Raw genomic sequence first — 12388 nt, 5'->3', positions numbered from 1 at the left:
TTGAGTAGTGTTGACCTTAGTGCTGAGCCGAGGGCACAGGCAGCGCGCCGTCCAGGTCCAGATCACGATCGGGTGCGTCTTCCGAACGCTGGCCGCGGCGTGCCGCCAGCGTGCGCAGCAGCACGTAGAACACCGGCGTGAGGAACAGGCCGAACAGCGTCACACCCAGCATCCCCGCGAACACGGCCACGCCCATGGCATGACGCATTTCCGCGCCGGCACCGGTCGACACCACCAGGGGCACCACGCCCATGATGAAAGCGATCGACGTCATCAGGATCGGGCGCAACCGCAGGCGGCAGGCCTCGATGGCGGCTTCCACGATGGTGCGTCCTTGCAGCTCAAGCTCGCGCGCAAACTCCACGATCAGGATCGCGTTCTTGCATGCCAGCCCCACCAGCACCACCAGACCGATCTGCGTGAAGATGTTGTTGTCTCCATGCGAGAGCCAGACGCCCAGCATGGCGGCAAACAGACTCATCGGCACGATCAGGATCACGGCCAGCGGCAGCGTCAGGCTTTCGTACTGCGCGGCCAGCACCAGGAACACCAGCAGCACGCACAGCGGGAAGATCCACACGGCGGAGTTGCCGGCCAGGATCTGCTGATACGTCAGATCCGTCCACTCGAAGCGCACGCCCTTGGGCAGCGTTTCGTGTGCAATGCGTTCCACCGCCGCCTGTGCCTGACCCGATGAGAAGCCCGGAGCCGGACCACCGTTGATGTCGGCCGAGGTGTAGCCGTTGTAGCGCACCACCATGTCTGGCCCGAAGCCTTGCGACACGCGCAGCAGCGAAGACAGCGGAACCATCTCACCCGCGGTGTTGCGCGTCTTCAGTTGCAGGATGTCTTCTGCATGGGCGCGGAACGGCGCGTCTGCCTGCACCTTCACTTGATACGTGCGGCCGAAGCGGTTGAAGTCGTTCACGTACAGCGAGCCCAGGTACACCTGCATGGTGTCGAACACATCCGTGACGGGCACGCCAAGCTGCTTGGCCTTCACGCGGTCGAGGTCGGCGTTCAACTGCGGCACGTTGATCTGGTAGCTCGAGAACGACGGGCCCAGCTCAGGCGTCTTGCGGGCCTTCGCCATGAAGGCCTGCGTGGCGGCAAAGAGCTGTTCGTAACCCACCGAGCCACGGTCTTCCAACTGCAGCTTGAAGCCACCCACCGTGCCAAGGCCTTGCACCGGCGGCGGCGGGAACACGGCAATGAACGCGTCCTTGATCGCCCCGTACTGCTGGTTCAACTGACCGGCGATCGCTCCGCCCGACAAGTTGGGGGCCTTGCGCTGGTCAAACGGCTTGAGCGTGACGAACACGATGCCGGCGCTCGGGCTGTTGGTGAAGCCGTTGATCGACAGGCCCGGGAACGCTACGGCGCTTTCCACGCCAGGGTGCTTCAGGGCGATGTCCGACATGCGGCGGATCACGTCTTCCGTGCGGTCCAGCGAGGCGCCATCGGGCAGTTGCGCGAAGCTCACCAGGTATTGCTTGTCCTGCATCGGCACGAAGCCGCCCGGCACCTTGTTGAACAACAGCGCGGTCGCACCGATCAGCGCCAGGTAGATGCCCAGCATCACTGCCTTGCGGCCGATCACGCGCGAGGTGCTGCGGCCATACGATTCCGATGCGGCACCAAACACGCGGTTGAACGGACGGAAGATCCAGCCCAGGCCCTTGTCCATCACACGCGCCAGCCAATCCTTCGGCGCATCGTGGCTCTTGAGCAGCAGGGCGGCCAGCGCCGGCGACAGCGTGAGCGAGTTGAAGGCCGAGATGACGGTCGAGATCGAGATCGTCAGCGCGAACTGCTTGTAGAACTGGCCGGTCAGGCCCGTCATGAAGGCCAGCGGCACGAACACGGCAATCAGCGTCAGTGCAATGGCGATGATCGGGCCGCTCACCTCGCGCATGGCCTTGTACGTGGCCTCGCGTGGCGATAAGCCTTCGGCGATGTTCCGCTCGACGTTTTCCACCACCACGATGGCATCGTCCACCACAATCCCGATCGCCAGCACCAGCCCGAAGAGCGACAGCGCGTTGATCGAGAAGCCGAACATCAGCATCAGGCCAAACGTACCGATGATCGACACCGGCACCGCCAGCAGCGGAATGATCGACGCACGCCACGTTTGCAGGAACAGGATCACCACCAGCACCACAAGCGCCACCGCTTCCAGCAGCGTGTGCGTGACGGCTTCGATACTCGATCGGACGAACTGCGTCGGGTCATAGACGATGCGGTAGTCGACGCCTTCGGGAAAGTCTTCCTTGAGCTCCGCCATCGTCTTGCGCACGTCATCCGAGATCTGCAGCGCGTTGGAACCCGGCGCCTGGAAGATCGGAATGGCCACGGCTTGCTTGTTGTCCAGCAGCGAGCGCAGGCCGTATTCCGACGCGGCCAGCTCGATGCGGGCCACGTCACGCAGGTATGTGACGGCGCCATCGGGCGAACTCTTGAGGACGATGTCGCCGAATTCCTGCTCGGTCTTCAGCCGCCCTTGCGCGTTGACGGACAGTTGCAGGTCCGTGCCCGGCACCGACGGTGAACCGCCGATCACGCCCGCCGCCACCTGCACGTTCTGGTCACGGATGGCACGTACGACTTCATTGGCGGTCAGGCCGCGCTCGGCGACCTTGTTCGGGTCGAGCCACACGCGCATCGAGTAGTCGCCCGAGCCGAACAATTGAACCTGGCCCACGCCGCTGATACGCGCAAGGCGGTCCTTGACGTTCAGCACGGCGTAGTTGCGCAGGTACGTCATGTCGTAGCGGTCATTGGGCGACAGCAAGTGCACCACCATCGTCAGGTCGGGGCTGCTCTTGACGGTGGTCACGCCCAGGCGTTGCACCACGTCGGGCAGACGCGGCAGCGCCTGCGACACGCGGTTCTGCACGAGCTGCTGCGCCTTGTCCGGGTCGGTGCCCAGCTTGAAGGTGACTGTCGTGGTCAGGTTGCCGTCGCTGTTGGCTTGCGACTGCATGTAGAGCATGTTCTCGACGCCGTTGATCTGCTCTTCGAGCGGCGAGGCGACGGTCTCGGCAATCACTTTCGGGTTGGCGCCCGGAAACTGCGCGCGCACCACCACCGAAGGCGGCACGACCTCGGGGTATTCCGAGATCGGCAATCGCCAGATCGAGATGATCCCGATCAGTAGGATCAGCGTGGATAACACGCCCGCAAAGATCGGGCGGTCCACGAAAAATTTAGAGAAGTTCATGGCTGTCAGCGATGAGTTTCAGTCGCAATCAGGCGCGATCGGCCGGAAGGCGTTGGGCGTTGGCTGCGGTCTTGGCGTTGGCGGGCTTGACTTCAGCCTTGGCGGCAGGCGCAGCGGGGGTGTCGGCTTTGGCTTCGGCAGGCGTGGCGGGCGCTTCGGGCTGTGCACCCGGCAGCACCACGCGCTTGGTAACCAGGCTATCCATGGTCACCGCGTTAGGTGCCACTGCGTCGCCCGGGCGCACGCGCTGGATGCCATTCACGACGATGCGCTCGCCGGCCTTCAGGCCCGACTTCACCACGCGCAGGCCGTCAATGGAGGCGCCCAGCACCACCGGGCGATAGCTCGTCTTGTTGGCGGCGTCCACCACCAGGACGAACTTCTTGTCCTGGTCCGTGCCGATGGCCTTGTCGCTGATGAGGATGGCGTCGTGCGGTGCGCCGGTGCTCATGCGCACGCGGGCGTAAAGGCCCGGCGTGAGGCGGCCGTCGGCGTTGTCCAGCGTGGCGCGCACGCGGATGGTGCCCGAGCGCACGTCCAGCCGGTTGTCGACGGACTGGATCAGGCCTTCGCGTGTGTAGCCGTCTTCATTGGCCAGCCCGATGTAGACCGGCGTCTTCGCGCCCTGGGCCGCCTTGGCGGAGTAGCGCAGGTAGCTTTGCTCATCCGCGTCGAACGCCACGTACATCGGCGAGACCGACACCAGCGTCGTCAGTACCGGCGCTGCACCGCCGGCAGAGACCACGTTGCCGACGGTAATTTCTGCGCGCGACACGCGGCCCGCGACCGGCGCCACGATGTGCGTGTACTCCAGGTTCAGCTTGGCTGCATCCAGCGCGGCGGCGGCACCTTGCAGATTGGCTTGCGCCTCGCGTGCGGCGTTTTCCTTCTCTTCAAATTCACGGCGCGCGATGGCGTTGTCGGCCACCAGCTTGCGCGCACGGTCCAGCTCCGACGTGGTGTAGGCCACGCGCGATTTGGCGGCGGTCAGCGCGGCTTGCGTGCGGGCCACTTCCGCGGCGTAGGGGCGGGGGTCGATGGTGAACAGCGCGTCGCCCTTCTTGACGATGCTGCCATCCTTGAAGTGGACCGCGGTGACGGTGCCGCTCACCAGCGGGCGGACTTCAACACGTTGAACGGCTTCGATGCGGCCGGAAAACTCGTCCCATTCGGCCACGTTCTTTGCCAAGACCGGCGCCACATCCACCGGCGTGGCGGCGGGTGCGGCGGCCGGCTGCTGCGATGCGCCGGCACTGGAGACCAGACCGTAGGTGCCCACAGCTGCAACGCCGAGCACGGCGGCAACCGAAATGGCGAGTGTGCGTTTGGACAGGCTCATGATGACTCTCTCGATTTTGTTGGGTAAGCAAAGAGAAAAAGACTGGATAAAAGCGCTTTGGCCGCAGCGTAGAAATACGCGGGCGGCCTCGCACTCCGTTTCTTGTTGTATGGGTTCAGCCAGGCGTCTCCCCGGTCGGGTCAATTGAGGTGCGGTCCTTTCGATCCGCACGTGGACGGCGTTTGCGTGGTGCCTCCGCCTGGCGCGTCATGCCGAGGTGCCAGCGCAGGAAGCACGTCATCTCGTCTTGCGCCACTGCGCTCATGGCGATCGAGTCATGGCAGGCTTCGTTCACGCGCACGACTTGCGTGACCACGCCCGCTTCAATGAGGCACGCGGCATAACGCTCGGCTTCGGTGCGCAGCAGGTCTTGCGGTGCGGTGAGCAGCAGGGCAGGGGGCAGGCCCTGCAGGCGGCGCGATTCCACCGGCGCGGCGTATGGGTGCACGCGCTCGGTCGGCCGGGGCAGGTACTGGCGATAGCAATCGGCGCAGACTTCGGCCGAGTTGTCGGCGTCGGCCAGGTGGTCGGGGCGCATGCGAGCCATGGTCGGATCGAGCATCGGCGCGATCAGGACCTGCGCACGCAGGTTCGGGCCGCCACGGTCGCGCGCAATCATGGTCAGCGCGGCAGAGAGGTTGCCGCCAGCATCATGTCCGGCCACTGCGATGCGGCGACGGTCAATACCCCATGCGCCGGCATGGTCGGCCATGCAGCACAGCGCGGCGTACACATCTTCCGGCGCGGCAGGAAAGGGCGCGGCTGGCGCCAGTGAATAGCCCACCGTGACCACCACCGCCGGCAATGTGGCCGCCAGGTGGCGCGCCGGCGCATCGGAGTCATCAATCGAGCCGCGCACGAAACCACCACCATGCAGGTACAGCACGCCGGGCCGGCGCAACGGCGCGGCGGCATCGTCGGGGTGCATTTCAGGGCGGAACACACGCAGGCGGATGCGGCTGGCGTAGCCCTGCGTCCAATAGTCTTCGGCCGTGACCTCTCGCGGCAGCGGCGCCGCACCAGGCGTTTCCTTACATGCAGAAGCTTGCTCAGGCAGCTTGGATGCTGCGGTGCGCAATTTGTTATTCAGTGCAACATTTGTGGGGGCGGGCGTGGCGTACGGTTGTGCTGGGCGAACAGCGGCCGATGCCGCATCGCTGGTCAGCGTGCGATCCGAAACAACGAGGCGCGGTGGAGAAGAACCCATGATGTCAGGCGGGGCTTACCTTTGCGGATAACCCGGATATCGATGGGCTGAATGATGGTGATTAGACGAACGCGGATAAATGCCTATAATCGGACATCACTATTAGTTGCAGCCGAACAATCAAAATTTGCGGTTGTGCTAAAAAGTGTCCTTGCTCGAGGCCGATCTTGTTGCACTGCGAAAATCCGTAGTCGCCGCCTTCCTGATCGCGCCTCATGCTCAGAGCGCGTGCGCGTTCTCGAGCATGGGCAGAGACCCCTTGATTCCACAGGTCCGGCGCATTGCCCGTTTGATTCGGCAGTGCGCCCGCCCCGTGGAGTCCGTCCCTAAGGAGCCGCAGATGGATCGCTTGCAGGCCATGCAGGTTTTCACGCGCGTCGTGGAAGCCAGCAGTTTCACCAAGGCTGCCGACAGCCTTCAGTTACCCCGCGCCACGGTGACGAACCTGGTGCAAAGCCTTGAGGCGCATCTGGGCGTGCGCCTGCTGCACCGGACCACGCGCCGCGTGAATGTCACCGCCGATGGCGCTGCGTACTACGAGCGCTGCGTGCGTCTGCTCGGCGATCTGGAAGAGACCGAAGCTGCGTTCTCGCAAAGCGCATCGGGCGCACGCGGCACGTTGCGCATCGACGTGCCTGCGTCGATTGGCAAACGGTTGCTTGTGCCGCGCATTCGCGATTTTCACGAGGCGTACCCCGATCTTCAGTTGGAGATCGGCATGAGCGATCGCACCGTCGACCTCGTACAGGAGGGGGTGGATTGCGCCGTGCGCGGTGGGGAGTTGCAGGACTCCAGCCTCGTTGCACGCCGCATCGGCCAACTGTCGATGGTCAATTGCGCGTCGCCGGAATATCTGGCCCGCTGCGGCACGCCCCAGACTTTGGAAGACCTGCAGGACCACACGGCGGTGAATTACTTCTCTGCGCGCAACGGCCGCCGCATGGACTGGGATTTCGTGATCGATGGGCAGAAGCAGATTCACAAGGTGCGCAGCATGGTGTCCGTCAACGATGCCGAATCGGCGGTGGCATGCGGCCTGCATGGCCTGGGGCTGCTGCAGACTTCGCGCTTCCTGGTGTACGAGCACCTGATGTCGGGCGCGCTGGTGGAAGTGCTGCCGGATCATATTTCCGAGCCGGTGCCGGTGTCGGTGGTGTATCCGCACAACCGGCACCTGTCGCCCAAGGTGCGGGTATTCGTGGACTGGGTGGCGACGCTGTTTGCCGACCACCCGTGCCTGCAGCTCAAGGAAAATCCGCGGCTGCAGATTGTTAGTGCTGCCTGAACAGTTATTTCTGAAAAGTCGCATTTATCAGACGGGAGCAACGATCTATTCTGCCCTCCAAGCGCAACAACGAGCGCAAACGAACAAGGAACTGATCATGAACTCCCGTCTCTTCTCCGCCATTTCCCGCCGCGTCGTTCTGGCCATGGTGGCCACCGTGTCGGCCTCCGCGGCACTGCTGTCGCTGCCTGCAGCCGCATCCATCCAGCCGAACTTTGACGCGCCGGCCGCTACGCAGGCAGGCCGCTTCGACCCGTACACGCAAGGCGCCGACCGCCAGGCCGATACCTACGGTTATCTGTCGTGGAAGAACGATCGCTTTGACCCGTACAGCCAAGGCGCGGATCGCCAGGCTGACACGTATGGCTACCTGTCGTGGAACGGCGATGCGAACTATCCGAAGGACGGGGCCGCATCGCGCGCTTAAACTGCGCACCCGCTGAATTTCTCCTCCTCCCTGTTTGCGGCGTGACTTCACCGGTCTCGCCGCATTTTTATTGGCACGAGAACCCGAGCGCGGGCGCGGCGGCGCCGCGCAATGTATGAGGTACGCGCGCGAGCGTGCCAGGGCACCGATGTTGGGTTCGGAGTATCGTGGCAGGCATGCAGACCGTCGTCCTCACGTTCGATTCCAGTCTGACGCCGCTTCTTCCGCTGGCGTTGCGCGGGCATCCCGTTGCGCGCCCGTGGGCGGAGGGCGCCACGCTCAAGCACGCCATCGAGGCGCTCGGGGTGCCGCATACCGAGGTGGGGCAAGTGCAGGTGGATGGCACACCCATGGCGCTGGAGGCCCTGTTGCCGGCGAGGGGCCACGTTGCCGTTTCAGCCGTGCAGCCCCTGTTGCCGACCGCGCCGCTGCATTTTCTGTGCGATGCCCACCTGGGCGCCACGGCGCGGCTGCTGCGCATGGCCGGCTTCGATACCGCCTACGACAACAACTACGCCGACGCGGCCATCGAAGCTCTGGCCCAGGGGGAAGACTGGATCGTGCTCTCGCGTGATCGTGAACTCCTCAAGCGACGTGGCATCCGCCGTGGCGCGTTCATTCGCGCGCGCGCGCCGCAGGCGCAGATGCGCGAAATCGTCACGCGCCTCCGGCTGGCCGATGTGGCCAGGCCGTTCTCACGCTGTCTCGAATGCAATGAACCGCTGCGGATGCTGAGCCCGGAAGAGGCGTCCGCCAGCGTGCCGCCCCGCGTGCGCGAGCGCCAGCGGCTCTTTAGCACCTGTGATGTCTGCCGGCGTATCTATTGGCCCGGTTCGCACTGGGCGCGCATGAATGCTGTGCTGGCCGACATGCTGTGGCCCGAGGCGGGCGCATCGGGCGCATCGATGGACACCGCAGAAGCCGCCGAGCGCATGTCGCGCACCGGCAGCGCAGGCGCCTGACTACTGCGAGGGCGCGTTGCGCAGGTCGGCCACAAACCGCTCGCGCCAGATGGTCAGGTTGGCCGAGCGCAGTCGATCCATCATGTGGGCGTAGCGCGCCTTGCGTTCTTCCAGCGGCATCGTCAATGCGCGGTTCAGCGCCTCGGCCATGCCACGCGTGTCATACGGGTTGACGATGAGCGCGGCGTCCAACTCGCGCGCCGCGCCGGCAAAGCGCGAGAGCACCAGCACGCCAGGGTCTTCCGGGTCTTGCGCGGCCACGTACTCCTTGGCGACGAGGTTCATGCCATCCCGCAACGGCGTGACGTAGCCGATCTGCGAGCTGCGGAACAGCGCCATCAGCACGCGCCGCTCGTACTGCTTGTTGATGTAGCGGATGGGCGTCCAGTCCAGCTCCGAGTGCTTGCCGTTGATGCGGCCGGATTCGGCCTCCAGCCGCTGGCGGATCTGCTGATAGCTCTGCACGTCCTGACGCGACGTTGGCGCGATCTGGATGAAGGTCACGTGCCGGCGATGGTCCGGAAAATCGTCCAGCAATTGTTCGAACGCGTGGAAGCGCTCGGGCAGGCCCTTGGAATAGTCGAGCCGATCCACGCTCATGATGAGTTTTGCCGGCTGCTGGCCTTGACCCTGCCCCTGACCGGCGGTGCGCTCGCCGCGCGGGCTCGCATGCCGCGTGAACGGATTGCGCCGGGCCAGCGACGCCTTCGCCTGCTGCGCGATCTCGTCCGGATGCACGCCGATCGGGTAGACCTCCGCGCGCAGCGTGTGGCCATAGGCGTGCACCGGGCCGTTCTGTTCCTTCTGTTCGATGTAGCCGCGCGCTTCGCGCTCGATGTAGTCGTAGAAGGCCACGCGGTCGGTCTCCGTCTGAAAACCGACCAGGTCATACGCACAGAGCGCACGCATCAGCTCTTCATGCGGCGGAATCGTCGTCAGGATTTCCGGCGACGGAAACGGAATGTGCAGGAAAAACCCGATGCGGTTGGTGAGGCCCAGCGCGCGGCACTCCGCGGCAAACGGGATCAGGTGATAGTCGTGCACCCACAGGATGTCATCCGGCTGCACCAGCGCCTTGAGCTGATGCGCAAACTGCGCATTGACGCGCCGGTAGCCGTGGTACTCCTGGCGCTCGTAACGCGACAGATCCACGCGGTAGTGGAAGATCGGCCACAGCGTCGCGTTGGCAAAGCCGCGGTAGTACTGGTCGTAGTCTTTGCGGTTCAGGCCGACGGTGGCATAGGTGATGTTGCCCTTGGTAACGATGTTGGGCTCATGCGAAACGGTGGTCGCGCTTTCGCCGCTCCAGCCAAACCAGACGCCGCCGGTTTCGCGCAGCGCGTCGAACACGCCCACGGCCAGGCCGCCCGCGGTGCCCTGGCCTTCGGCAACGGGCGCAACGCGGTTGGAGACAACAATGAGTCGGCTCATGCGGCACCTCGCTGGGTCGGAGTCGTGAGCGTTGCCAGCCATGCACGCAATGCCGCTGCGTCTTGCAGGCGCCAGCGCGCCTGGCTCGGGCCCGCGCCCACCTTGATCGACCAGCCCTTGAGCGCATTGACGGCATCGAAGGCGCTTTCATCGGTCAGGTCATCGCCGGCAAACAGCACGGTGCGGCCCATGAAGGGCGGCTCGGTCATCAGCGTATGCACCACGTCGCCCTTGCTGGCGCCGCGCGGTTTGAGTTCGACGACCATCTTGCCGGCCTGCAAGCGCACGTGGTCGGCATAGCAGCGCGCGAGTCGGTCAGCCACCGTCAGCACGGCGTTCTCGGCTTCGGGCGCGTGGCGATAGTGCAGGGCAAACGCAATGCCCTTGCTTTCCAGCACCACGCCGGAAAACTGCGTCGACAACTGCGTGAGTTCGGCGCGCAACTCGCGCTCCAGCCGTGCGAGTGCATCGGCGTCGGTGTTCAGGCGGACGAACGCGCCGTCTGCGTAGCGGCGTTCGGCGCCATGCACTCCGGCGATGACGAGCCCGGGCAGAGACAGGCGCGACTCCACATCGTGCACCGTGCGGCCGCTGATGATGGCCAATGCGCCCCCGCTTGCGGCGTGCAGTGCGGCCAGCGTTTCGCGCAAGGGCGCAGAGACATGCACGGCATCGGGTTGCGGCGCGATATCGACGAGCGTGCCGTCAAAGTCGAGCAGGAAGGCCGTTCGATCAAGGTCGAGCGAAGGCAGGGGCGCCGCGTTGGCAGAGGACTGAGGAGAGATGTTTTTGGACAAACCGGTTTTTGTGAATGTGCTTGATACGCCTGTTCACGCAAGAACCGGGCCGACCAAAGGGCGGCGGCGCCACACGTTGTCATTTCGCCATTTGCGGCCCGCGCGGCAGGAGCCGTGTTTGTAAAAACGGAAGCGGGATGCAAATCCTTCACACCATCCGCGCTCATCCCGCCTCAGCTATGAAACCAGCCATTGACCGTGAAGCGGCCGTCCTCCATGCGGCCGGATGGCACGCTCACCGGCCGCAGCTCGTGCATGAGGAAGCTTGGGAACACGATCAGCCGATTCTGCACGGGCGCGATGTCGACGAAGTCTGCGGTTTCGCGCCACCGCCGGCCATCGGTGCGCGAGGCATAGAGCCGCAGGTTGCCGCCTTCAAATGCGCGCGGCTCGCGATGAAAGTAGTAGATGAACGTGACGCGGCGCGTGCGCAGCTGCGCGTGCGTGTTGTCGTTGTGGACTTTGAAGAATTCGCCGTGTCCCGTCACGGTGAGCTGCACTTCCAGCCGCTGCACCGGAAACGGCGCAATGCGCAGGCGCTCGAAAATATTGTCGGCATAGGCGAGCAGGCGTTCTTCGAACAGCGCGACGATGGTCGGCTCGTCGTAGCGCACGCGTGAGCGGCGGATGTCGAGTTCGACACCACCGCCGGCTGCGTTGAGGACCGCAGACGGGCGGTATGCCGCCGGATTGGCGAGTGCCGCTTCGCGCACGAGTTCGAGTTCGTTGGGCGGCAGGAATTCGTCGCATGACGCCCACCACGGCGGGTGGACCAGCTCCACCGGCAACAGGTCGGGCGACGCCATCGGCAAGTGTTGGGGTTCGAGCGTCAATTGAGCGACCCACGAAAGTTGAGGTTGACGTAGTGCAGCAGCAGCGAGGTCGAGATGTGTCCTTCGGGCAGTGCCTCTCGAAAATGCACCACGCGCGGACCGGCATAGACGAGCGCGTCGCCCAGGCTTTGATAAATCAGCACCTCGGCATCGGGCAGGCCCAGGCGGATGGGCCACGAGGCTTCGAGCGTGGGTTCGGGCGTGTAGTCGACGGCGATGGTCAGGCTGTATTCGCATTGCGGCCGGTCGACGTGGCGGTGCAGCACCGCGCCCTGCGTATAGGCCGCGAGGTATGCGTACGACGGTTTGACGGGAACGCCGACCACGTGCGAGATCAGCGGGGTGAGGCGCGCCTGCAGTGTCCGCAGTACCGGATCGTTGTGAGCGCGGTACCGGCGCGGCACCTGCGGGTCGCCAAACCGGATGGCGCCCGTGCGCACCCCGTGGCGAAGATAGCGACGCACGGTAGCCACTTCGTACGGGTGCAGGGCGTCGGTCACCACGCCATAGCTTTCGCGTGCGAACGACGCTCGCGCAGCTTCGAGCGGCGGCTCGTACGGCGCATCGAACTGCGCGGCCGATATCAGCACGCCGGCATCGACGAGCACGGTCTGCATGAACGGGTCCATCGACGGCGCGATGTCGCCGGGGCGCATCCGGCGCAGGCTGCTCCAGGCGTTCGGGCTGATGGCGAAGGTGTGCTCGATGCGGTGGCCCGGGTCTTCAACATGCAGCAACCAGCCTTGCTCCGATTGCCCGAAGCGCAGCCGCGGGTTAATGCGCAGCGGCTGATCCGACATCGCCCGGGCGCGGATGCGCTGCACCGCGGCACGCGGCGCGAGCACATCCGGCTGATAGTCGAGCATGGGGGCGATCACGCTGGC

10 protein-coding genes are annotated in these 12388 nt (G+C 64.9%); 3 read left to right on the top strand and 7 right to left on the bottom strand.

Going from position 1 to position 12388, the window contains the following annotated elements:
• Positions 1-16: 16 nt before the first annotated feature.
• The 3 genes from R2N16_RS07435 to R2N16_RS07425 form a co-directional block, all read right to left on the bottom strand.
• Positions 17-3223: an efflux RND transporter permease subunit gene (locus R2N16_RS07435; RefSeq protein ID WP_316664995.1), complete on the bottom strand. Its 3207-nt coding sequence runs from the start codon at positions 3221-3223 to the stop codon at positions 17-19.
• 28 nt (positions 3224-3251) lie between these two features.
• Positions 3252-4562 carry an efflux RND transporter periplasmic adaptor subunit gene (locus R2N16_RS07430; RefSeq protein ID WP_316664994.1) on the bottom strand — a complete coding sequence of 437 codons (1311 nt, stop codon included), beginning with the start codon at positions 4560-4562 and terminating at the stop codon, positions 3252-3254.
• Positions 4563-4677: 115 nt separating this feature from the next.
• Entirely contained in the window at positions 4678-5769 is a 1092-nt protein-coding gene (locus R2N16_RS07425; RefSeq protein ID WP_316664993.1) for an alpha/beta hydrolase, read from the bottom strand.
• Between the two features lie 340 nt (positions 5770-6109).
• Here R2N16_RS07425 and R2N16_RS07420 point away from each other — a divergent pair, with 340 nt between their 5' ends.
• The 3 genes from R2N16_RS07420 to R2N16_RS07410 all read left to right on the top strand — a co-directional run bounded on the left by R2N16_RS07420 (position 6110) and on the right by R2N16_RS07410 (position 8443).
• Complete coding sequence (locus R2N16_RS07420; RefSeq protein WP_316664992.1) at positions 6110-7054, top strand: LysR family transcriptional regulator; 945 nt, start codon at positions 6110-6112, stop codon at positions 7052-7054.
• A 97-nt stretch (positions 7055-7151) separates the two neighbouring features.
• Positions 7152-7481, top strand: a complete 330-nt coding sequence (locus tag R2N16_RS07415; RefSeq protein WP_316664990.1) for a hypothetical protein — start codon at positions 7152-7154, stop codon at positions 7479-7481.
• Positions 7482-7657: 176 nt separating this feature from the next.
• Complete coding sequence (locus R2N16_RS07410; RefSeq protein WP_316664989.1) at positions 7658-8443, top strand: Mut7-C RNAse domain-containing protein; 786 nt, start codon at positions 7658-7660, stop codon at positions 8441-8443.
• On the opposite strand, the gene otsA is transcribed toward R2N16_RS07410, so the two are convergent.
• The 4 genes from otsA to R2N16_RS07390 form a co-directional block, all read right to left on the bottom strand.
• A complete protein-coding gene (gene otsA / locus R2N16_RS07405; protein ID WP_316664988.1) occupies positions 8444-9874 on the bottom strand; it encodes an alpha,alpha-trehalose-phosphate synthase (UDP-forming) in 1431 nt (476 codons plus the stop codon).
• Positions 9871-10671, bottom strand: coding sequence for a trehalose-phosphatase (gene otsB / locus R2N16_RS07400; RefSeq protein WP_316664986.1), 801 nt, complete (start codon positions 10669-10671; stop codon positions 9871-9873). Before otsB ends, otsA begins: the two co-directional genes overlap by 4 nt.
• A gap of 173 nt (positions 10672-10844) precedes the next feature.
• On the bottom strand, positions 10845-11504 hold the full coding sequence (locus R2N16_RS07395) for a 2OG-Fe(II) oxygenase (RefSeq protein WP_316664985.1): 660 nt from the start codon (positions 11502-11504) through the stop codon (positions 10845-10847).
• Positions 11501-12382: a hypothetical protein gene (locus R2N16_RS07390; protein WP_316664984.1), complete on the bottom strand. Its 882-nt coding sequence runs from the start codon at positions 12380-12382 to the stop codon at positions 11501-11503. Before R2N16_RS07390 ends, R2N16_RS07395 begins: the two co-directional genes overlap by 4 nt.
• Between the last annotated feature and the right edge of the window lie 6 nt (positions 12383-12388).

Origin of the sequence: Ralstonia psammae (assembly GCF_958405935.1) — a bacterium.
Classification (GTDB): domain Bacteria; phylum Pseudomonadota; class Gammaproteobacteria; order Burkholderiales; family Burkholderiaceae; genus Ralstonia; species Ralstonia psammae.
This window is presented reverse-complemented; position numbering and strand designations above follow the sequence as displayed.

Bases quoted from the DNA above. Each gene is read 5' to 3' on its own strand.
- R2N16_RS07435 (WP_316664995.1), bottom strand. From the start codon at position 3,223: ATGAACTTCTCTAAATTTTTCGTGGACCGCCCGATCTTTGCGGGCGTG.
- R2N16_RS07430 (WP_316664994.1), bottom strand. From the start codon at position 4,562: ATGAGCCTGTCCAAACGCACACTCGCCATTTCGGTTGCCGCCGTGCTC.
- R2N16_RS07425 (WP_316664993.1), bottom strand. From the start codon at position 5,769: ATGGGTTCTTCTCCACCGCGCCTCGTTGTTTCGGATCGCACGCTGACC.
- R2N16_RS07420 (WP_316664992.1), top strand. From the start codon at position 6,110: ATGGATCGCTTGCAGGCCATGCAGGTTTTCACGCGCGTCGTGGAAGCC.
- R2N16_RS07415 (WP_316664990.1), top strand. From the start codon at position 7,152: ATGAACTCCCGTCTCTTCTCCGCCATTTCCCGCCGCGTCGTTCTGGCC.
- R2N16_RS07410 (WP_316664989.1), top strand. From the start codon at position 7,658: ATGCAGACCGTCGTCCTCACGTTCGATTCCAGTCTGACGCCGCTTCTT.
- otsA (WP_316664988.1), bottom strand. From the start codon at position 9,874: ATGAGCCGACTCATTGTTGTCTCCAACCGCGTTGCGCCCGTTGCCGAA.